Raw genomic sequence first — 21,574 nt, forward strand, 5'->3', positions numbered from 1 at the left:
CCTCGCTTCGCGCGGCCTGTCTGATCTTGCTGATGATTAGATTAATTGTCGCCAAGTCGTCGCCGATACAACCTGAAAAGTGTAGGGAAAGCTCTCATATTTCCTTCTTAACTTGACACTGATAAGATTAAAACGCGCCCCGCGATCGACGGGAGCGATCCAGAAACAGGAGACGACATGCTCGGACGACAACTCTCTCGGCGTCTGCTTCGGTGGGCGCCGCTCGCCGCGCTGGCGCTCTTCGGCGCCGCGGCCTCGGCCGCCGGCGCCTACCCGGATCGGCCCATCCGACTGGTCGTTCCTTACACGGCGGGAGGCATCAGCGACGTGCTGGCGCGGACGCTGGCCGAGCGCATGCGCAAGGAGCTTGGCCAGCCCGTGATCGTGGACAACAAGCCCGGTGCCAACACCGCGCTGGGCGCGCGCCTGGTGGCCTCGGCCGAGCCCGACGGCTACACGGTGCTCTTTGCCACCGGCGCCACCGCGGTGCTCAACCCGCTGCTCTACCCCAAGCTGTCGTACAACCCCGAGAAGGAGCTGCTGCCGGTGGCCCGCATCGCGGTCACGCCGATCGTGATGTTGGTGGGCAACAGCTCGCCGCACCGCACGCTGCGCGACTTCGTTGCCGACGCCAAGGCGAACCCGGGCAAGCTCAACTACGCATCCACGGGCACCGGCAGTTCGCTGCACCTGGCCGTCGAGCTGCTGCAAAACGCTACCGGCGTCTCGCTGGTGCATGTGCCCTACAACGGCAGCGCGCCGGCCCAGGCGGCATTGATGGCCGGCGACATCCAGTTCTTTGCCGATTCCACGGGCAGTGCCATGGGCCTGGTGCGCGGCGGCAAGCTGCGCCCGCTCGCGGTCACCACCCGCGAACGGCTGCCAGCCCTGCCCGATGTGCCGACGGTCGCGGAGAGCGGCTACCCGGACTACGAGGTCACCACCTGGTTCGGCCTCATGCTGCCGCGCAACGCCCCGCCGGACGTGGTGAACAAGCTGAACGCCTCGGTGGCGCAGGCGGTGGCCGATCGCAGCTTCCGCGACCAGTTCGAGGCGCTCGGCCTGGTGGTGCCGCCGGCGCTGACGCCGGCCGAGTTCAACGCCTACATCGGCCGCGAGCGGGAGCGCTGGGCGCCGCTGATCCGCGCCAAGCACATCGTCCTCGAGTAACTCTCACTGCCTCATCGGAAGCCATTGCATGTTCTTTCGCGCTGCACCGGGCAATCGGCCGGAGCCCGCGCAGCGCTTGCGCTCGATCTTCCGGAAGCGAGCCACGGGCTGGCCGAAGTAGCGCTGGGCTAGGTTGCCGCCGGCTGGTGGTCCAGCCCCGCGATGAAGATCGAGAACACGTCGTGCCCGATCTTCATCGGATCCTTGCCGACGATGTCCCAGGCGTTCTGGCGGTCGACCATCACGGTGGCCAGGCCGTGGCAGGCGGTCCATGCGGCCAGCGCCGCGGGCCGCACACGCGCCAGCGGTACGTTGCGGTGGCTCAGGTAGTCGCCCACGCAGGTCTCCAGGATGCCGTAGGAGCGCGTGGCGGCTTGCTCAAGGTCGGGGAACTGCAGCTTCTGCGGAATGGCCGGGCCGTACATCAACTGGAACAGCGCGGGCCGCTCGATCGAGAACTGCAGGTGCGCGAGCATCACGCTGAGCAGCCGTTCGCGCGGATCGCTGAGGCTGCGCAGCGCGCGGATGCGCTGCTCGAACATCATGCGGAAGCCCTGCGCGGCAATGGCCGCGAGATAGCCCGACTTGCCTTCGAAGTGATGCAGCGGCGCGGTCTGCGACACGCCGACGTCGCGCGCCGCCTGGCGCAAGCTCAGCGCGGCCAGCCCCTGCGCATCGAGGATCTCGATCCCGCGCATCACCAGCGCGTCGCGCAGGTTGCCGTGATGGTAGGTGGAGCGCTTCGCCTCAGCATCGGGCACCGGTGCATCGGCGCCGGTTGCCGCCGGAACGGTGCGCGATCCGGCATGCGACCTGGAGGCGGAGGAGCTTTTCTTCATAAGCCTCTGAGCTTAAACCGGCGGCTCGCGCGCGGCGCCGCTCAGCCGAAGAACCAGTAGCAGACCGCGATCGCCGCCACCACGCCCGCCAGTTCGGCAGCCAGTGCGCAGGCCACCGCATGCCGCGCGCGCTGGATGCCGACCGCGCCGAAGTAAACGGCCAGCACGTAGAAAGTGGTTTCGGTGCTGCCCTGGATGGTGGCGGCCACCAGCGCGGGGAAGCTGTCCACGCCTTGGGTCTTCATGGTCTCGATCAGCATGGCACGCGCCGCGCTGCCCGAGAACGGCTTGACCAGCGCGGTCGGCATCGCGTCGACAAAACGCGAATCCCAGCCGCCCATGTCGACCAGCCAGCGCAGCCCGCCGAGCACGAAGTCGAGCGCGCCCGAGGCACGCAGCACGCCCACCGCGCACAGCATGGCGACGAGATAGGGCAGCAGGTTCTTCGCAATGTCGAAGCCTTCCTTCGCGCCCTCGATGAAGCATTCGTAGACCTTGATGCGCCGGATCGCACCGGCCAGCAGGAACACGATGATCACGCCGAACAACGCCAGGTTGCCCATGAGCGAGGAGAGCGATGCAATCGCCGCCGCGGACAAGGTGCCCAGGAGCGCCATGAAGCCGCCCAGCAGCAGCGCGCCCGGCACCAGGTAAGCCAGCACCACGGGGTCCCACAGCCGCAGGCGCTGCGCCACGGCCACCGAGAGCAGGCCGACCAGCGTCGATGCGCTGGTGGCCAGCAGGATCGGCAAAAACACCATCGTCGGATCGCTCGCGCCCTGCTGCGCGCGGTACATGAAGATGGTCACGGGCAACAGCGTGAGCGACGAGGCGTTGAGCACCAGGAACAGGATCTGCGCGTTGGTGGCGGTGACCGGGTCGGGGTTCAGCCGCTGCAGCTCGCGCATGGCCTTGAGGCCGATGGGCGTGGCCGCGTTGTCGAGCCCGAGCGCATTGGCCGCGAAGTTCATCGTGATGAGGCCCAGCGCCGGATGGCCCGCCGGCACGCCCGGCATGAGCCGCCTGAAGAGCGGGCCGAGCAGCCGCGCGAGCCAGCCGACCAGCCCCGCCGCCTCTGCGATGCGCAGGAAGCCGAGCCACAGCGTGAGCGTGCCGAAGAGCAGCACCATCACCTCGACCGCGAGCCGCGCCATGGCAAAGAGGCTCTCGACGATGGCCGCAAAGACGGCCGGATCGCCGCCCACGAGCCAGCGCCCGAGCGCGGCCAGCATCGCCATTCCGAAGAAACCCAGCCACAAGCCGTTGAGCACGCGTGTTCTTTCCCTTTTTGTGAGCGCGATCATAGGGCTACGCCCGCACCTGCTTCGGGCTACAGTGCGGCCATGACAGCCTCTCCACTGATCCGCAGGCTCGCGGCCCTGGTGTGGGCCGCCGTGGCCTGTGCGTGGCTCGCGGGCTGTGCGGGCCTCCCGCCGCCGCAACCGCGTGCGCCGACTGCGGCTATCACGGACGTGGCCGGCACCGCGCTCGGCCAGTTGGTGCGGCCGGGCCCGCCCGATGAAGCCGCATCGCGGTCGGGCTTTCGGTTGCTGCCCGAAGCGGCCTTCGCTTTCGACGCTCGCATCTCGCTCGCGCGGCACGCGGAGAAGTCGCTCGACGTGCAGTACTACCTGATCCAGAACGACGACGTCGGTCTGCTGTTGCTGCGCGAACTGCGCGACGCGGCGGCACGCGGCGTGCGGGTGCGCCTGCTCGTGGACGACCTCTACACGGCCGGGGAGGACGAGCTGTTCGCCACGTTCTCGGCGTTTCCGAATGTCGAGGTGCGGCTGTTCAATCCGCTGCCTTCGCGGGCCGATTCGCTCGCGCTGCGGCTCCTGTTCTCGGTCGCCGATTTCGGCCGCATCAACCACCGCATGCACAACAAGCTGCTGGTGGCCGACAACAGCTTTGCCGTCTCGGGCGGCCGCAACATCGCCAACGAATACTTCATGCGCGGTACGGCGGCCAATTTCATCGACATGGACGTGCTCTCCAGCGGGCCTGTGGTGCGCCAGATGTCCGAAGGCTTCGACCGCTATTGGAACAGCGAGCATGCGTGGCCCATCGAACGTATCGCGCCCCTGCGCATGACGGTGGAAGAGGCGCAGAAGCGCTTCGATGCCATCGCCAGCACGGCGCAGCCCGACGTGCCGATTCGTCAGCGCGACGTGATGGACAAGTCGCCGGTGGGCGAGCAGCTCACCACCGGCAAGGTCGATCTACGCTGGGCGCCGTTCACGCTGTTCGTGGACGACCCCGCAAAGATCACGCGCGCGCCCGGTGCGGCCTATGCGGGCAGCGTGAACGAGGGTGCGCTGGCCGTCATCAATTCGGGCAAGCGCGAAGTCAAGATCGCCTCGCCGTACTTCATTCCCGGCCCGCCCGGCATGGCCATGATGAAGGCGGCCATCGAGCGCGGCGGGCGCATCACCGTGGTGACCAACTCGCTGGGCGCCACCGACGAGCCGCTGGCCTATGCGGGCTACGAACGCTATCGGGCCGACATGCTGAAGATCGGCGTCACCATCTACGAGATCGCGCCGATGCTCACCAAGCGCTCGGGGCACTTCGGCGACTTCGGGCAGTCGATCAGCCGCCTGCACGCCAAGATCGCGGTGATCGACGACGAGCGCTTCTTCATCGGCTCGATGAACCTTGATCGCCGCTCCGCCGCGGTCAACACCGAGATGGGCCTCGTGATCGACAGCCCTGAACTGGTGGCCGACTATGAAAAGCTCCTGAGCGGAGCGCGCGTGAGCCTGGGCTACCGGCTGCGGCTCGCACCCAATGGCCGCCGCGTGCAATGGCTGGAGTACGACGACGCGGGCGGCGACATCGTCCACGAGGATGAGCCCGGCGAGTTTCTCTGGCTGCGCTTCAAGAACTGGCTGCTGCTGCCGATCGTGGGCGAAGACCTGCTCTAGCCACGACGTCAGGGCACTTCGATCAGCAGGTTCGGGCGGAAGCCTTCCTGTTCGCCCTTGCCCTTGTAGCCGAGCGGGTTGGCCACCACGCGGCAGCCGTCCTTCACGTAGTCGAAGGGGCAGTGCAGGTGGCCGTGCAGCCACAGCCGGGCGCCGGGCAGAAGCGCATCGAGCGCATTGCAGAAACCGGCCGTGCCCGGCGTGAGTCCGTAGCGCGGATCGGCACTGGCCAGGCTGGGCGCGAAATGCGTGATGGCCACCGTGGTGCCGTCGAACGGCTCGGCCAGCGCCGCTTCGAGCCAGGCCTGGCACTCCAAGCCTTGCTCACGCATGGCACCCGCCATGAACGGCTGGCCATGGCGCACCGTGGCGGCTTTTTCCAGATAGAAGTCGGCCGCCCGCATGGCCTTGCCTCGTTTCTTGAGCGCGTCCGCCAGGCCGTCGGTGGGCGTCACCAGCGCATCGAAGTCGGCCCAAAGGGTGGTGCCGATGAAGCGGATGCCCTCGATGACCGCTGTTTCCCGCTCGAGCCAGAGGATGTCGAGTTCCTTGCAGAGCGCGCGCAGGCGCTCATGGGTCAGGTCGAAATCGGCGTTGTCGTATTCGTGGTTGCCCGGCACGTACATCACCGGCACGGGCCAGCCATTGCGGGGCGAGAAGCGGCCCAGCCCGAAGTCGGTATCGGTCAGGCGGGAGCCCTGCTGGTAAGAGCCGATATCGCCCGCCAGCACCAGCATGTCGGCGCCGGGCGCGGGCTCGGCGTGGAACCGCGGATGGGACTCCAGGTGCAGATCGGAGAGCAGTTGCAGCTTCATCGCAGGTCAGTCTAGAGGAATCAGCCCATGCATAAAGCGCATGAGGTGGGGCTTTCAATATTAGGGATAACCCCTATTCTTAGGACATCAACCACTCCAGCGCAGCCAAAAGCAGCGCACTGTCATGTTCAGCCTCATTGCCCAAGTGGCCCGTTTCTTCCGTTCTTCCAATGACAGCAACCCGGCGAGCCACGCCGCGACGCTGATGGAAACCGCCGACGTCCGTGCCGGCCTCGACGCCCGTCACGCGCAGGAACTGCGCGTTGCGGCCTCTGCCTACCTGTCCGTCGTTCGCTAAAGAGCCCCGGTCAGCCGGGCACCTTCTGCCCGAGCACCGAGTCCGCGAACGCCGCCGCGGCCGAACGCAGCAGCGACGTGCGCAGCCATTCGTGCGCGTGCCCATGCTGCGCGCGGCGATGCCAGATGGCGTCGACGTGCACCATCGGCTGGTCGAAGGGCAAATCGCGCAGCACCAGCTGGTCGTCAATGCCGGTCACGGTGACGAAATGGCGCGGCAGCACCGTCAGCAGGTCTGAATTCGCGACCACCCGGCCCGCCGTGAAGAACTGGTTCACGGTCACGACGATGCGCCGTTCGCGTCCCAAGGCGCCCAACGTCTGGTCGATAAAGCCGTACGGACGCCCCGAAAAACTCACGAGCAGGTGCCGGGCCGCGCAGTAGTCGTCCAGCGTGAGCGGCGCCCCCGCGAGCGGGTGTCCGCGCCGCATCACGCAGACATACTGGCCCAGATAGAGCCGCTGTGTCTCGAACGCCACCCCCACGCCCGATTGCCCGCGCGCCGCCAGGCTGGCAATCACGGCCGGAAAGTAGCCGATCGCCATGTCGACTTCTTCCTGCTCCAGCATCCGCCGCGGATCGCGAGTGGTCAGCGGCAGAACGCGCAGCGAGATAGCGGGCGCTTCCTTCTCCACGATTTGCACCAGCCCCGGAATGAGCTCGGCGGCCGTGGCGTCGGCCATGGCCAAGAGAAAGGTGGTGTCGGCCGTCGAGGCATCGAACTCGCCCGGCGCGAGCGTGTGCTGCAGCTGCCGCAGCGCATCGCGCACGGTGGGCCAGAGCGCCAGCGCGCGCGGGGTGGGCTCGACGCCCGCGCCCGAGCGGCTCACCAGCTCGTCGCCAAGCACTTCGCGCAGGCGGCGCAGCGCGTTGCTCACCGCGGGCTGCGTGATCGACAGGTTGCGCGCGGCGCGCGTGAGGTTGCGCTCCGCCATCACCTCGTCGAAGACGCGGAGCAGGTTGAGGTCGAAGGTGCGGAAGTTGACGTCCATCAGTGATGTGAATGATAAACATCAGAAAGATAAAGTGGATAAACACTAGGGCAAACCCTAATATCTCTACATCGGCACTCAGCCATTCATCCCCGGAGGGATTCATCATGACCAGCTTTGTCCACGTAGACCAACCCACTGTGCACCCCGGCGTCCATCGCGCCGAAGTGCTGTTCGGCCAGATCCAGGCCGCCCGCGCCGGCGCGAACGGTTCGCGTCCGCTGATTGTCTTGCTGATCGTCGCCGTGGCTTCCGCGGTGCTGGTGGTGGCCGACACGCTCGTTTCCAACTGGGACGAAGGCGCTCTGCTCGCCGCCTGGGCCGTGCTCTGCGGCGCCGCTTTCGGCATCGCCGCGCTGTTCGCCGGCTCGCTGCGCAATGCGGCTGCCAAGGTTGCCGGTGTGTTGAGCGCCGCCGCCCAGCGCCGCGCCGCCGACCGCGCCGACGAGCGCTTTCTGGCCACCGCGCACAGCGACCCGCGCGTGATGCAGGAACTGCAAGCCGCCGTCTGGCGCCAGCAGTCGGAAGGCACGGCTTCCATTGACACGGTTGCCAAGGTCGACGCGCTGGCCCGCCAGGCCGCACGTGCCAACGACGCCCGCATGCCGACGCTCTACGAAGCCATGCGCCGCATGAACAGCTCGCGCTACTACTGATCGACTGATCGATCCTTCAGCCGAGTCATGAAAAAGCCGCCCACGAGGGCGGCTTTTTCGTTGCTGCGGCCCGGTGGCCGCACAGGGAGAGGCGTCAGGCCGCCAGGCGCTGCTCGATCGCGGCCTTGGTTTCCGGCAGTTCCTTCGGCAGGTGGTGTGCCAGCTGCTCGAACAGCTCGGCATGCAGCTTCAGTTCGGCTTCCCAGGCGGCCTTGTCGATGCTGGTGACGGTGGCGAACTGCTCGGCGCTGAAATCCAGGCCGGTCCAGTTGAGATCCTCGTAGCGCGGGCTCACGCCGAAGACATGGTCCACGCCCTTGGCCTTGCCTTCGATGCGGTCGATGATCCACTTGAGCACGCGCATGTTCTCGCCGTAGCCGGGCCAGACGAACTTGCCGTCCGGACCCTTGCGGAACCAGTTGGTGGTGTAGATCTTCGGCTGCTTGGCACCCGAGGCTTCGAGCTTCTTGCCCAGGTCGAGCCAATGCTGGAAGTAGTCGCTCATGTTGTAGCCCATGAAGGCCAGCATGGCGAACGGATCGCGGCGCACCACGCCCACCTGGCCGACGATGGCGGCGGTGGTTTCAGAGCCCATGGTGGCGGCCATGTAGACGCCCTCGGTCCAGTTGCGGCCTTCGGTGACCAGCGGCACCGTGGTCGAGCGGCGGCCGCCGAAGATGAAGGCGTCGATCGGCACGCCGGCCGGGTCGTCCCAGGCCGGGTCGAGCGCCGGGTTGTTGGTGGCGGCCACGGTGAAGCGCGAGTTCGGGTGCGCGGCCTTGGCGCCGGTTTCCTTGGCGATCTGCGGCGTCCAGTCCTTGCCCTGCCAGTCGATCAGGTGCTCGGGCAGCTTCTTGCCGGGCACGTCGTCCTCCAGGCCTTCCCACCACACGTCACCGTCGTCGGTGAGCCCCACGTTGGTGAAGATCACGTCGCGGTCCAGGCTCTTGAGACAGTTGGGGTTGGTCTTGAGGTTGGTGCCGGGGGCCACGCCGAAGTAGCCGGCTTCGGGGTTGATGGCGTACATGCGGCCATCCTTTCCGGGCTTGATCCAGGCAATGTCGTCGCCGATGGTCGTGACCTTCCAGCCGTCGAAGCCGGCCGGCGGCACCAGCATCGAGAAGTTGGTCTTGCCGCAGGCGGAGGGGAAGGCGGCGGCCACGTGGTACTTCTTGCCTTCGGGCGAGGTCACGCCCAGGATCAGCATGTGCTCGGCCAGCCAGCCCTCGTCGCGGCCCATGGTGGAGGCGATGCGCAGCGCAAAGCACTTCTTGCCCAGGAGCGCGTTGCCGCCGTAGCCCGAGCCATAGCTCCAGATCTCGCGCGTCTCGGGGTAGTGGACGATGTACTTCGTCTTGTTGCAGGGCCAGGACACGTCCTTCTGGCCGGGCTCGAGCGGTGCGCCCACGGTGTGCACGCAGGGCACGAACTCGCCGTCGGTGCCAAGCACCTCGTACACGGCCTTGCCCATGCGGGTCATGATCTTCATGTTGACCGCGACGTAGGGGCTGTCGGAGAGCTCGATGCCGATGTGCGCGATGGGCGAGCCGAGCGGGCCCATGCTGAAAGGCACCACGTACATCGTGCGGCCCTTCATGCAGCCGTCGAACAGCGGCTGCAGCGTGGCGCGCATCTCGGCCGGTGCCATCCAGTTGTTGGTGGGGCCGGCGTCTTCCTTCTTCTGGGAGCAGATGAAGGTGCGGTCTTCGACGCGCGCGACGTCGCTCGGGTCGGATGCCGCGAGGAAGGAGTTGGGGCGCTTGGCGGGGTTGAGCTTCTTGAAGGTGCCGGCGTCGACCAGTTTCTGGCACAGGCGGTCGTACTCTTCCTGGCTTCCGTCGCACCAGTAGATGGCCTCGGGTTTGCAGAGCGCGGCCATGTCGGCCACCCAGGCCACCAGCTTTGCGTTCTTGACGTATGAGGGTGCCTGAATGGCGAGGCCCTGCATCGTGGGTGCGTTCATCGGAAATCTCCTAAGTTGAAAAATCGTCTTTCCGAACGGGGCGCCGCGCCGGCATGGCGCGGAGGTCCGTTTGAGAAAACGTTTCTCTTAGGGAGACTGCGTCAACGCGGGCCGCAAAACCCGCGGACGAAGACGCGATTGGCTGTCAGGCCAAGTAGACAGCGATGGACGCGAGCAGCAGCATCAGCACGCCGCCGGCCAGCGGCAGCACGAGCGGCATCAGGTGCACGACCGATTCGACGGCGTCTTTTTCAACGGCGGCGGCGTGATGGGGCTCGACGGGAGTGGGGTTGGACATTGATTACCTCGAATACTCAGATTCAAAAACTGGGGGGCATTTTACGGGTCGGGCCCGCCGGACCGGTCTAGGGGGTTGCCAACCCCCTTCAGTGCTGCTCTTCGGCCTCGAAGCCGGCGTCGTGCAGCGCGCCCAGCACGCTGGCCAGGTGGGCCCGTCCGCGGGTCTGCAGCACCAGCTCGATGTCGACGTTCTGCGCTGCCAGCATGGTAAACGCCCGCTGATGGTGAACCTCATCGACGTTAGCGCCCGCTTCCGCCACAGTGGCCGTGATTTGGGCCAACGAGCCCGGCACGTCGCGCGCGCTCACCCTCACGCGGGCGAGCCGGCCGGCCCGCACCATGCCGCGTTCGATGATGGCCGCCAGCAGCAGCGGGTCGATATTTCCGCCCGAAAGCACCAGCCCGACGCACTTGCCCTTGAAGCGCTCCGGATGCCGGATCAGCGCCGCCAGGCCGGCCGCGCCCGCGCCTTCGACCAGGGTTTTCTCGATTTCGAGCAGCATCAGCACGCCCTGCTCGATGTCGCCTTCGTCGACCAGCAGCAGGTCGTCCACATGTTTGGCGATGATTTCCCGCGTCAGCACGCCCGGCGTGCCGACGGCGATGCCTTCGGCGATGGTGCTCTTGCCCTGCAGGTGCTGGGTGCCCTTGACGGCATTGACCATGCCCGGAAAGCGCGTGGTCTGCACGCCGACGATCTCGATGCCGGGCTTGCGGTCGCGCGCCGCAATGGCCATGCCGGCAATCAGCCCGCCGCCGCCGACCGACACCACCAGGGTGTCGAGATCCGGCACCACGTCGAGCATTTCGAGCGCCACCGTGCCCTGTCCCGCGATGATGGCCTCGTCGTCGTACGGATGGACGAAGGTCAGGCCTTCGCGTTCGGCCAGTTCCAGCGCATGGGCGCGGGCCGCGTCGAGCGTGTCGCCGTGCAGCACCACCTCGGCGCCGAAGCCGCGCGTACGCTCGATCTTCACGCCGGGCGTGAACCGCGGCATCACGATGAGCGCACGCAGGCCGAGCCGCTGGGCGTGATAGGCCACACCCTGGGCATGGTTGCCGGCCGACATGGCCACCACGCCCCGCGTGGTTTCCTGGCCGTCGCCGCGCGGGCCGTTCTCCGAAAGATCGACCAATTTGTTGCACGCCCCGCGTTCCTTGAACGAGGAGGTGAACTGCAGGTTCTCGAACTTCAGGAACACCTGCGCGCCCACGATTTCCGAGAGCGTGCGCGATTCGACACAGGGCGTGTTGAGCACCTGACCCTGCAGGCGCGCCGCAGCGCGCCGGATTTCTTCGATTCCGACCATGGCGGGCATTGTGGCTGGAATCGCACCATCAGGGTTTTTACCGTTCCAGCGTCTTCCCGAAGGCAAAAGTCTGCGCTATGGTCGCCCCAGGAAGTTCCTCGCCTGGAGGTTGTCTGATGGTCAAGCGTGCGGGTGTCGATGTGGTGGCTGCTGCGGTGCGCGGGCAGGCATTGCCGTCGCCTGGGCTCAAGGGAGCGCCGGTGCTCGAGCTGATGTGCTCGCACTTCGTGCTCACGCTCGCCGCCAAGCAGGGGCCGCGCTTCAACGTGCGCCGCGACATCAACGGCCTGCTCTCGCTGACCGGCCGCCACCTGGTGTGGCCGGCCGCGGTGCTGCATCGCCTCCGCGAATTCCTTGGCCGCCGCTGCGCGGGCAACGAGGTCTGGAAAGGCGTCGAGGATTTCGACGGCCGCACGCTGCTGGAGCGCCATGGCGTGTGGCGCGGACCCTATGAGGAAGGCACGCTCTTCTTCTATCTGGACGAATACGCCAAGGACCAGCCCAAGGACCTGCTCTCGGTGCTGGCCGTCACGCGCGACTGGCTCACGCATGCGCTGCGCAAGCAATCGACGCTGGTCGAGAAGAACATCGATGCGCTCGCAGGCCTCTTGCAGCTCAACAAGGCCGAGCGCGCGCTGCTGCTCTACGGCACGCTCGCGCGCTACCAGCGCGACCTGCGTTCGCTGCTGGTGGAGTTCAAGGTCAACAACGCGCCCGAGGCCTACGCGGCCATTGCCGACATCGCGGGCGTCAACGCGAGCGAAGTGGGCGAGGCGCTGCGCGCGGGCTCGCGGCTGGAGCGCATCGGTCTGGTCGAGAACCTGATCTCCGAGCACAACATCACCGACCTGGCCGACCTCATGAAGGTCAGCGAAAAGCTGCCGCCGGTGCTGATGCGCGAATACCGCGACCACAACGAATTGATGGCCGTGTTCACGCGGCCTTCGGCCAAGAGTGCGCTCACCACGCAAGACTTTTCCTTTGTCGAGGACGATGCGCAGATGCTCGTCACGCTGCTGCGCGCGGCAGTGGCGCGCAAGGAGCCCGGCGTCAACGTGCTGCTCTACGGCCCGCCCGGCACCGGCAAGACCGAACTCGCCAAGGTGGTGGCGCAGGCTGCGGGGCTCGAGCTCTTCGAGGTCGAATACGCCGACCGCGACGGCAACTCGCTGAGCGGCCGCGACCGCTACCGCTCGCTGCAGATCGCGCAGGTGTTCCTCAAGGGCAGTGCGCAGGCCGCGCTGCTGTTCGACGAGGTCGAGGACGTGTTCCCGCCCATCAGCACCGAGGCCGCGCAGTTCATGGCGCGCGCCGAGCAGATTCCGGCGTCCACCAGCGGCAGCGTGAGCGGCAAGGCCTGGGTCAACCAGATCCTCGAAGCCAACCCGGTGCCCACGCTGTGGGTGACCAACCGCATCGAGCAGATCGACCCGGCATTCAGGCGCCGCTTTGCCTATCACCTCGAGCTCAAGTCGCCACCCCCCGGTGCGCGCGAGCAGCTGGTGAAGAAAACGCTCGAAGGCATCGTGGTGTCCGAAGCCTTCACCGCCAAGCTGGCCGAGCGCAAGGGCCTCACGCCCGCGCAGATCCGCACCGCCGTGCGCTTTGCGGGGCTGGCGCAGACGGAGGATGGCGCCTCGATGGAGGCGCTGATCGAGCGCCAGCTCAAGAACGCCGACCTCGCACTCGGCACGCTCGACACCGGCCTGGGCATGCGCCGCAGCGTGACCACCTACGACCTTGACATGCTCAACGTCGAGACCCGCTTCGAGATTCCGCGCGTCGTGGCGGCGCTCAAGGCGCGCGGCCACGGCACGCTGTGCTTCTACGGCGCGCCCGGCACCGGCAAGACCGCGCTGGCCGAGCACGTCGCCAAGACCATCGGCCGGCCGCTGATCATCAAGCAGGCCAGCGACCTCATGAGCAAGTACGTCGGCGAAACTGAACAGAACATGGCCGCCATGTTCAAGGAGGCCGAAGCCGAAAAGGCCGTGCTGCTGCTCGACGAAGCCGACAGCTTCCTGCAGGACCGGCGCGGCGCCCAGCGCACCTACGAAGTGACCGAGGTCAACGAGATGCTGCAGGGCATGGAGCGCTTCAACGGCGTCTTCATCTGCACCACCAATCTGCTCGACCGGCTCGATCAGGCGGCGCTTCGGCGCTTTACCTTCAAGATCAAGTTCATGCCGCTCACCGCACCGCAACGCGAGCGCATGTTCGTGACCGAGGCGCTGGCCGGCGATGCCGCGCTGCTGACCGGAGAGATCAAGGCCCGCCTCGCGCAATTGCGCCAGCTGTGCCCGGGTGATTTTGCGGCCGTGAAGCGGCAGACCGACATTCTGGCGGTCGAGTTCTCGGCCGCCGAATTCCTCGACCAGCTCGAGGCCGAGCACCGCATCAAGCCCGAGGTGCGCGAATCGCGCGGCATTGGTTTCGTGCAGTAGGTAGAAGCTGAAAGCGGCCGCAACAGGTCCGCCGGAACACGGCAAACAAAAAACAACCGTCCGTCGCAGCGGACACGAGGAGGGCTCGATGAATTCTGGCAACGCGAGCGCGCGGGAGATGCCGCGCTCCACCGTATCGGCCGCGGCCACATTCGTGCTGGCCTGCGCGGCCCTCGTCCTCGCGGGCTGTGGAGGCGGGGGTGGCGGCGGCGGAGGAGGGGGCGGCGCGTTCCCGATCATTGCGCCCCCCACGGCCATCGCACCGCCGCCAAGCGGCGACGACGACGCCATTCTTGCCTCGTCCACCGTGGCGGGCCTGTGCGCCGCGCCGCGCGGCGGCATCAATCCCGAAACCGGTGTGGCCTACCCCGACAAGTCCGGCACCCTGACCGACGAGAAGCGCTGGGCGCGCGGCTGGATCGACGAAACCTATCTCTGGTATGGCGAGGTGCCGACTACGCTCAAGGCGGCCGACTACGCCACGCCGGTCGCGTACTTCAACGTGCTCAAGACCCCGCTCGTCACCGCGTCGGGACGCGCGAAGGACCGCTTTCACTACGTGTACGACACCGAGCGCTATCGGCAGCTGTCGCAGAACGGCGTGGCGCCGGGCTACGGCATGGAGTTCGCGTTCGTGCGCAACTCGCGCCCGCGCGACCTGCGCATCGCGTTCACCGAACCCGGCTCGCCTGCGGCAGAGGCTGGCATTGCGCGCGGCGCCAAGGTGCTCGAGGTGGACGGCATCGACGTGATCAACGGCACCAACACCGCCGTCATCAACCGCGGCATCTCGCCCACCACCCTTGGTGAAACGCACACCTTCAAGCTGCAGGAGGGCAGCGCCACGCGCACACTGACGCTGGCGGCCGCGAGCGTCACGCGCACGCCGGTGCAGAACGTGAAGAGCATCGACACCGGCAGCGGCCGCGTCGGCTATCTGCTCTTCAACGACCACATCACGACCTCGGAGCCGCAGCTCATCGATGCCTTCAACCAGTTCAGGCAGGACGGTATCCAGGACCTGGTGCTCGACATGCGCTACAACGGCGGCGGGCAACTCAACATCGCGAGCCGGCTCGCCACCATGGTGTCTTCGTCCACCGCTTCGTCGGGCAAGACTTTCGAGCGCCTCGTCTTCAATGACAAGAACCCGTTCCGCCTGACGCCGGCGCAGTCGATCATTCCGTTCTACGGCACGAGCCGCACCGGCGCGCCGCTGCCGAGGCTCGGCCTTTCGCAGGTGACGGTGCTGGTCGGGCCCGATACCTGCTCGGCCAGCGAATCGGTCGTCAACAGCCTGCGCGGCATCGACGTCAGGGTCAATCTCGTCGGCGGCGCCACCTGCGGCAAGCCCTACGGCTTCTCGCCGCAGGACAACTGCGGCACCAGCTACTTCGCGATCCAGTTCCAGGGCGTCAACGCCAAGGGCTTCGGCGACTATGGCGACGGCTTCGTGCCCGACTGCAGCGTGGCCGACGATTTCGACCATGCGCTCGGCGACCCGGCCGAGGCACGGCTCGCCGTCGCGCTTGCCATGCGCGGCGGCGGCGCATGCCCTGCATCGGCTTCGGCCAAGGCATTGCCGGGACTCCTCGAGAAATCCGAGGCGATCGAGGGTCAGCCCTACCTGCTTCATCGCACCCCGCTGCGCGAAATGCGCGTGCTCGAAGCCGCGCCGTCGCCGGGCTGAGCCGCCTCGGCGGCGTGGCCGTTACCCTTTGAAACCTTGCCCTTTGCCACGCCGGCGGCATGCGCTTTAGAGTTCAAGCAAACGTTTGCGCAAACGTTTGGCATTTAGTTCTACATCGCCAACAACACCACCACTCGAGAGAAGGAGCCGGGATGAAGATTCGGATTCAGCGACGCAAATGGATGGCGGCGGCCTTGCTCGCCACTGTGCTTTCGGCCTGCGGTGGTGGCGGTGGCGACGGCAACAGCGGCATCGGGCTGGCGCCGGGGTTCGGCGCGGCCCCGCCGCCGGCGCAGAAGATCATCATCGACAGCGACTACAACACCATGAGCGACGACGGCCAGCTCGGCGTCATGGCCGCGCAGCTTCAGGCGTCGGGCAAGGTGCAGGTCATGGGCATCAGCGTGGTCTCGGGCAACCAGTGGCTCAAGCAGGGCGTGGCCGATGCGCTGAAGTCGGTCGAGCGGCTGGGCGTGGGCGACCGCATCGGCATTTATGCGGGTGCGAACTACGCGTTCAACCACGACTACGTGACCATCGAGGCCGAGATGGCGGCCGGCTCCGGCGGCGACGGCTACCTGGGCGCCTGGAGCTCGCCCGAGCCCAAGACCGATGCCGACCTGAAGCCCTCGCCCGACGGCTTTGCCACGCATACCGTGCTGCAGCCCAGGAGCGCTGTCGACTTCATTGTCGACACCATCAAGGCCAACCCGAACGAGATCACCATCCTCGCCATCGGCCCGCTCACCAACATTGCGCTTGCGGTGAAGCAGAACCCCGAGATCGTGCCGCTGATCAAGAAGATCATCTACATGGGCGGCGCCATCGACGTGGCGGGCAACACCACCAAGTTTGCCGAGTTCAACTGGTGGTTCGATCCCGACGCCGCGCAGTTCGTGGTGCGGCTGCCGATTCCGCAGGTGGTGGTGCCGCTGGACGTGACCGACACCGTGTTCCTCACCAAGCCCATCTACGACCGCATTGCGCATCCCGCCAAGCCGACTCCCGTGACCGAGGTGTTCAGGCAGCTCAACGGTTACGGCTTCAGCGGCACCAACGGCTTCGAGAACAACCCCAGCTATACACAGAACATCTGGGACACGCTCACGCTCGCTTACCTCATCGATCCGAGCTACGCCACGCAAACGGTGGAGCGCTATGTCGACGTGGTCGCCAAGCCCGGCGCCGCCGACAACGGCCGCTCGATCGGCTATACCTCGCAGCCTGCGGGCGCGGCGCTGCAGAAGATGACGGTGGTGAAGAAGTTCGACAACGCGCGCTTCTTCGAGCTGTATGTCGACCTGCTCACGCGGCCGGTGCCGATCGTGCTTCCGCCGAGCTGACAGCGGGCGCGCGCGTCAGAAAACTAGAAGGCGCTGCAGACCCGCAGCACCTCGGCGCCGTAGGCCTCGAGCTTCTTGGTGCCGATGCCGCTGATGCCCTGCAGGTCTTCGAGCGTCGCCGGTGCGCGCTCGGCAATCGACGCCAGCGTGGCGTCGTGGAAGATCACATAGGCCGGCAGGTTGTGCTCCTTTGCCACCTCGGCGCGCCAGGCCTTGAGCGCCTCGAAGCGCTTCTTGCCGGCGTCGTCGAGCTTGGCGGCGGCCGGCGACGGCGCGCCCTTGGCGACCTTCTCGCGGCGGGGCTTGCGCTCCGCCGGCGACGAGATCGACTCGCGCAGCGTCACGTTCGATTCGCCCTTGAGCACCGCGCGAGATCCTTCGGTGAGCTTCAGGGTGTTGAAGGCCTCCGCATCGACAGCCAGCGCGCCGGTGGCGATGAGCTGGCGCAGCACGCCGCGCAGCTGCACCTCGCTGAACTCCGCGCCCAGCCCGAAGGTGCTGATGCGCTCGTGCCCGAACTGCTTCACCTTCTCGGTTTCCTTGCCGCGCAGGATGTCCATGATGTGGCCCGCGCCAAAGCTGATGCCGCTCAACTGCTGCACGCGATAGATGGTGGAGAGCAGTTTGCGCGCGGCGTCGGTCCCATCCCACACCTGCGGTGGGTTCAAGCAGTTGTCGCAATTGCCGCAGGGGGTGCTCTTCTCGCCGAAGTAGCCGAGCAGCCGCACACGACGGCAGTCGCTCGCCTCGGCCAGCGACAGCAGCGCATCGAGCTTGCCGCGCATCACCTGCTTGAACTCTTCGCCGGCGGGGCTCTCGTCGATCATGCGGCGCTGGTTCACCACGTCCTGCAAGCCGTAGGTCATCCACGCATCAGCCGGTGCGCCATCGCGGCCCGCGCGGCCTGTTTCCTGGTAGTAGCCCTCGATGTTCTTGGGCATGTCGAGGTGGCCGACAAAGCGCACGTCGGGCTTGTCGATGCCCATGCCGAAGGCGATGGTCGCCACCATCACGATGCCTTCTTCGCGGAGGAACCGGTCCTGATGCCGCTGGCGCACCGCCGCGTCCAGGCCGGCGTGGTAGGGCAGCGCATTGATGCCTGCACCCTGCAGCATCACGGCGACGTCTTCCACGCGCTTTCGAGATTGGCAATAGACCACGCCCGCATCGCCCTCGTGCTCGCGCTCGATGAAGCGCAGCAGCTGCGTGGTCGCGTCCTTCTTCTCGACGATGGTGTAGCGGATGTTCGGCCGGTCGAAGCTGGAGACGAACTGACGCGCCTCTTCGAGCTGCAGCCGTTCGACGATGTCGGCACGCGTGAGCGCATCGGCGGTGGCCGTGAGCGCAATGCGCGGCACGCCCGGGTAGCGCTCGTGCAGCACCGTGAGCGCGCGGTACTCGGGCCGGAAGTCGTGGCCCCATTGGCTCACGCAATGCGCCTCGTCGATCGCGAACAGCGAGAGCTTGCCGCGCTCCTTCAGCGAATCGAGCTGCGAGAGAAAACGCGGCGTGTTCACGCGCTCGGGCGCCGCGTACAGCAGAGTGATCTCGCCGCGCAGCATGCGGCGCTCCACGTCCTGCGTCTGCTCCCAGTCGAGCGTCGAATTCAAAAAGGCCGCGTTCACGCCGGCCTCGTGCAGAGCGCCGACCTGGTCGTGCATCAGCGCGATCAGCGGCGACACCACCACCGAGACGCCGCGCCCCGCGCGCTGCCGCGCTATGGCCGGGATCTGGTAGCACAGCGACTTGCCGCCGCCCGTAGGCATCAGCACCAGCGCGTCGCCGCCGCCCACCACGTGGTCGACGATGTCCTGCTGCGGCCCGCGGAACTGCGAGTAGCCGAAGACTTCGTGAAGGATGTCGGCGGGTGCGCTGCTGCTGCCGGGGGCGTCGAGGGGGAGGGGAGCGAGCGAGGACACAGGCAGCGGTGCGAAAGGGCGGGATGGGCAAAAAAAGGGGGGAAGCGTCGATTGTCCCCCAGCGGCATCGATATGACTGTGGCATGAGGTTTGCGAAGGTGAAGCCCGTCCCGCCACCCTTCCTGTATAGACAGCAATCTGGTGCATTTTCCTGAAGGATGCACCGGAAACGGTCCTTCCGGGTTATCCTGTATATACAAGTTGGGGCGCTTGGCAACAATGCGAGGTTCGTGCAGCCCGAGCCCGGGTGCACCGCCGAGCCTTTTTCCAGAGAACAGAACCAGGAGTACCCATGGTCAAGACGGTAGTTGTGAAATTCGCCTCCCTGCTGGCCGCAGGCGCATGTGCAGCGGGCATGGCTGGAACGGCCGCCGCGCAGGAAACAAAAATTGCGCTCGGCATGTCCGGCTGGACCGGCTTCGCGCCGCTCTCGCTAGCCGACAAGGCCGGCATCTTCAAGAAGAACGGCCTGGACGTCGAACTCAAGATGATTCCGCAGAAGGACCGCCACCTGGCGCTGGCCTCGGGCGCCATCCAGTGCGCTGCCACCACGGTGGAAACGCACGTGGCCTGGAACGCCAACGGCGTGCCCATCGTGCAGATCTTCCAGATGGACAAGTCCTACGGCGCCGACGGCCTCGCGGTGCGCAACGACGTGAAGGGCTTTGCCGACCTCAAGGGCAAGACCATCGGCGTGAGCGCGCCCGGCACCGCGCCTTACTTCGGCCTGGCCTGGATGCTCAACAAGAACGGCATGACGCTGAAGGATGTGAAGCTGGTCTCGCTCGAGCCGCAGCCTGCTGCCCAAGCCTTCGTGGCCGGCCAGAACGACGCCGCCATGACCTACGAGCCGTATCTTTCGACCGTGCGCGCCAACCCCACCGCCGGCAAGATCCTGGCCACCACGCTCGACTACCCGATGGTGATGGACACCGTGGGTTGCGCGCCCACTTGGCTCAAGGCCAACGCCAAGGCTGCACAGGCGCTGACCCAGTCGTACTTCGAGGCGCTCGACATGATCAAGGCCGACCCGGCCAAGGCCAACGAGCTCATGGGCTCGGCCGTGAAGCAGAGCGGCGAGCAGTTCGCCAAGTCGTCGGCCTACCTGCGCTGGCAGGACAAGGCGGCCAACCAGAAGTTCTTTGCGGGCGAACTCACCAGCTTCATGAAGGAAGCCACGCCCATCCTGCTGGAGGCCGGCGTGATCCGCAAGGCGCCTGAAGATTTCACGGCCACGTTCGATGCAAGCTTCGTCAAGTAAGGCCCTGCCGCAGGTGCCGCCGCGTTCGGCGGCGCCTGCACCGGCCGTCTCCCCCCAAGCCGCCGCGCCCGCTCGGCGCCGTTCGCTCGCGCCGCTCGAGCCCATCAGCGGGCGCGCCCGCGTGCTGCTCGGGCTGGGCTTCTTCGTGGCCTTCGTGCTCGTGTGGTCCATCGCCACGATCGGCGGCTTCGTGCCGCCGACCTTCCTCGCCAGCCCGCCGGCCATGCTCAAGGAAGGCTGGATGCTCTTTGCCGAGTTCGGCTTCATCGGCGACATCGGCATGACCGTGTGGCGCGTGTTCGGCGGCTTCCTGCTGGCGGCCGTGTTCGCGGTGCCGCTGGGCATCGCGATGGGCACGTGGAAAACGGTCGAGGCTTTCTTCGAGCCCTTCGTCTCGTTCTGCCGCTATCTGCCGGCCTCCGCGTTCATTCCGCTGCTCATCCTGTGGGCGGGCCTCGGCGAAATGCAGAAGCTGCTGGTGATTTTCATCGGCTCGTTCTTCCAGATCGTGCTGATGGTGGCCGTGACCGTGGGTGGCGCGCGGCGCGATCTCGTCGAAGCCGCCTACACGCTGGGCGCCAACAGCCGCGGCATCGTGGCGCGCGTGCTCATTCCGGGTGCCGCACCCGGCATTGCTGAAACGCTGCGCCTCGTGCTCGGCTGGGCCTGGACCTACGTGATCGTGGCGGAGCTCATCGGCTCCTCGTCGGGCATCGGCCACATGATCACCGACAGCCAGGCGCTCCTGAACACCGGGCAGATCATCTTCGGGATCATCGTGATCGGCGTCATCGGGCTGGTGTCCGACTTCGCTTTCAAGGCACTGAACCGCCGCCTCTTTGCATGGGCGGCACTGTGATGACGAACAACAACCAGCTGTCCATTCAAGGCGTCTCGCGCGTCTTCACCGGCACCAAGGGACAGAGCACGCAGGCGCTGCTGCCCATCGACTTCGAGGTGCGCGAGAACGACTTCGTCACCATCCTCGGCCCCTCGGGCTGCGGCAAGTCGACGCTGCTGCGCATCGTCGCGGGGCTCGACTTTCCGACCACCGGCCAGGTGCTGCTCGACGGCGAGCGCATCGATGGCCCGGGCGCCGACCGCGGCGTGGTGTTCCAGAGCTACACGCTCTTTCCATGGCTCACGGTGGCGCAGAACATCCGCTTCGGCCTGCGCGAGCGCGGCATGAGCGAAGCCGACCAGAAGGAGCGCAGCGAGTTCTTCATTGCCAAGGTGGGCCTGCGCGGCTTCGAGAACCACTTTCCGAAGCAGCTCTCGGGCGGCATGCAGCAGCGCACCGCGATTGCGCGCGCGCTCGCCAACGACCCCAAGATGCTGCTGCTCGACGAGCCCTTCGGCGCGCTCGACAACCAGACCCGCGTGCTGATGCAGGAACTGCTGCTCGGCATCTGGGAGTCGGCGCGCAAGACGGTGCTGTTCGTCACGCACGACATCGACGAGGCGATCTTCATGGCCAACCGCGTGGCCGTGTTCAGCGCGCGGCCCGGCCGCATCAAGACCGAGATCGCGGTCGACTTTCCGCATCCGCGCAGCTACACCATCAAGACCTCGCCGGAGTTCATGGACATCAAGGCCCGGCTGACCGAAGAGATCCGCGCCGAGTCCATGGCCACGGTAGAACACTGAC

General features: G+C 66.6%; 18 protein-coding genes. 10 read left to right on the plus strand and 8 right to left on the minus strand.

Annotated elements, in window-relative coordinates; all coding sequences use genetic code 11:
- Positions 1 to 177 precede the first annotated feature (177 nt).
- Complete coding sequence (locus BLR24_RS25090) at positions 178 to 1,170, plus strand: Bug family tripartite tricarboxylate transporter substrate binding protein (RefSeq protein WP_093022345.1); 993 nt, start codon at positions 178 to 180, stop codon at positions 1,168 to 1,170.
- Between the two features lie 128 nt (positions 1,171 to 1,298).
- Here the strand turns inward: BLR24_RS25090 and BLR24_RS25095 are convergent, their stop codons facing one another.
- A complete protein-coding gene (locus BLR24_RS25095; RefSeq protein WP_093022348.1) occupies positions 1,299 to 2,009 on the minus strand; it encodes a TetR/AcrR family transcriptional regulator in 711 nt (236 codons plus the stop codon).
- Positions 2,010 to 2,050: 41 nt separating this feature from the next.
- Positions 2,051 to 3,280, minus strand: a complete 1,230-nt coding sequence (locus tag BLR24_RS25100; protein WP_093022351.1) for a nucleoside recognition domain-containing protein — start codon at positions 3,278 to 3,280, stop codon at positions 2,051 to 2,053.
- A gap of 72 nt (positions 3,281 to 3,352) precedes the next feature.
- Between BLR24_RS25100 and BLR24_RS25105 the strand changes: the two genes are divergently transcribed.
- A complete protein-coding gene (locus BLR24_RS25105) occupies positions 3,353 to 4,936 on the plus strand; it encodes a phospholipase D family protein (protein ID WP_093022354.1) in 1,584 nt (527 codons plus the stop codon).
- 8 nt (positions 4,937 to 4,944) lie between these two features.
- On the opposite strand, the gene BLR24_RS25110 is transcribed toward BLR24_RS25105, so the two are convergent.
- Positions 4,945 to 5,751, minus strand: a complete 807-nt coding sequence (locus tag BLR24_RS25110) for a metallophosphoesterase (RefSeq protein WP_093022356.1) — start codon at positions 5,749 to 5,751, stop codon at positions 4,945 to 4,947.
- A 124-nt stretch (positions 5,752 to 5,875) separates the two neighbouring features.
- On the opposite strand from BLR24_RS25110, the gene BLR24_RS30805 reads away from it, so the two are divergent.
- Positions 5,876 to 6,049: a hypothetical protein gene (locus BLR24_RS30805; protein WP_175543343.1), complete on the plus strand. Its 174-nt coding sequence runs from the start codon at positions 5,876 to 5,878 to the stop codon at positions 6,047 to 6,049.
- Between the two features lie 10 nt (positions 6,050 to 6,059).
- Here BLR24_RS30805 and BLR24_RS25115 read toward each other — a convergent pair whose 3' ends face one another.
- The gene (locus BLR24_RS25115; protein WP_093022360.1) at positions 6,060 to 7,040 is read right to left on the minus strand and encodes a LysR family transcriptional regulator; all 981 of its coding nucleotides are present in this window, start codon (positions 7,038 to 7,040) and stop codon (positions 6,060 to 6,062) included.
- Between the two features lie 107 nt (positions 7,041 to 7,147).
- Here BLR24_RS25115 and BLR24_RS25120 point away from each other — a divergent pair, with 107 nt between their 5' ends.
- Entirely contained in the window at positions 7,148 to 7,696 is a 549-nt protein-coding gene (locus BLR24_RS25120) for a hypothetical protein (RefSeq protein ID WP_093022363.1), read from the plus strand.
- 94 nt (positions 7,697 to 7,790) lie between these two features.
- Here the strand turns inward: BLR24_RS25120 and BLR24_RS25125 are convergent, their stop codons facing one another.
- From BLR24_RS25125 to BLR24_RS25130, 3 genes are all read right to left on the minus strand, one after another.
- Complete coding sequence (locus BLR24_RS25125) at positions 7,791 to 9,659, minus strand: phosphoenolpyruvate carboxykinase (GTP) (protein WP_093022366.1); 1,869 nt, start codon at positions 9,657 to 9,659, stop codon at positions 7,791 to 7,793.
- Positions 9,660 to 9,804: 145 nt separating this feature from the next.
- Positions 9,805 to 9,957: a hypothetical protein gene (locus tag BLR24_RS30810; RefSeq protein WP_165442056.1), complete on the minus strand. Its 153-nt coding sequence runs from the start codon at positions 9,955 to 9,957 to the stop codon at positions 9,805 to 9,807.
- Between the two features lie 88 nt (positions 9,958 to 10,045).
- Positions 10,046 to 11,269 (minus strand): threonine ammonia-lyase, encoded by a 1,224-nt coding sequence (locus BLR24_RS25130; protein WP_175543344.1) that lies wholly within the window; start codon positions 11,267 to 11,269, stop codon positions 10,046 to 10,048.
- A 116-nt stretch (positions 11,270 to 11,385) separates the two neighbouring features.
- On the opposite strand from BLR24_RS25130, the gene BLR24_RS25135 reads away from it, so the two are divergent.
- The 3 genes from BLR24_RS25135 to BLR24_RS25145 all read left to right on the plus strand — a co-directional run bounded on the left by BLR24_RS25135 (position 11,386) and on the right by BLR24_RS25145 (position 16,746).
- The gene (locus BLR24_RS25135) at positions 11,386 to 13,713 is read left to right on the plus strand and encodes an ATP-binding protein (RefSeq protein ID WP_093022371.1); all 2,328 of its coding nucleotides are present in this window, start codon (positions 11,386 to 11,388) and stop codon (positions 13,711 to 13,713) included.
- Between the two features lie 88 nt (positions 13,714 to 13,801).
- A complete protein-coding gene (locus BLR24_RS25140) occupies positions 13,802 to 15,403 on the plus strand; it encodes a S41 family peptidase (RefSeq protein ID WP_093022374.1) in 1,602 nt (533 codons plus the stop codon).
- Positions 15,404 to 15,555: 152 nt separating this feature from the next.
- A complete protein-coding gene (locus tag BLR24_RS25145; protein ID WP_093022376.1) occupies positions 15,556 to 16,746 on the plus strand; it encodes a nucleoside hydrolase in 1,191 nt (396 codons plus the stop codon).
- 23 nt (positions 16,747 to 16,769) lie between these two features.
- Here the strand turns inward: BLR24_RS25145 and recQ are convergent, their stop codons facing one another.
- A complete protein-coding gene (gene recQ, locus BLR24_RS25150) occupies positions 16,770 to 18,665 on the minus strand; it encodes a DNA helicase RecQ (protein WP_093022379.1) in 1,896 nt (631 codons plus the stop codon).
- 292 nt (positions 18,666 to 18,957) lie between these two features.
- Between recQ and BLR24_RS25155 the strand changes: the two genes are divergently transcribed.
- Genes BLR24_RS25155 through BLR24_RS25165 form a run of 3 tightly spaced genes read left to right on the plus strand, consistent with a single transcriptional unit; the run spans position 18,958 to position 21,573 of the window.
- Positions 18,958 to 19,926 carry an ABC transporter substrate-binding protein gene (locus BLR24_RS25155; protein WP_093022382.1) on the plus strand — a complete coding sequence of 323 codons (969 nt, stop codon included), beginning with the start codon at positions 18,958 to 18,960 and terminating at the stop codon, positions 19,924 to 19,926.
- On the plus strand, positions 19,907 to 20,785 hold the full coding sequence (locus BLR24_RS25160; protein ID WP_093022385.1) for an ABC transporter permease: 879 nt from the start codon (positions 19,907 to 19,909) through the stop codon (positions 20,783 to 20,785). Before BLR24_RS25155 ends, BLR24_RS25160 begins: the two co-directional genes overlap by 20 nt.
- Entirely contained in the window at positions 20,785 to 21,573 is a 789-nt protein-coding gene (locus tag BLR24_RS25165) for an ABC transporter ATP-binding protein (RefSeq protein WP_093022487.1), read from the plus strand. The genes BLR24_RS25160 and BLR24_RS25165 overlap by 1 nt, the downstream gene beginning before the upstream one ends.
- The last annotated feature ends 1 nt before the right edge of the window (position 21,574 follow it).

Source organism: Variovorax sp. OV700, assembly GCF_900099805.1.
Taxonomy (GTDB): Bacteria; Pseudomonadota; Gammaproteobacteria; order Burkholderiales; family Burkholderiaceae_C; genus Variovorax.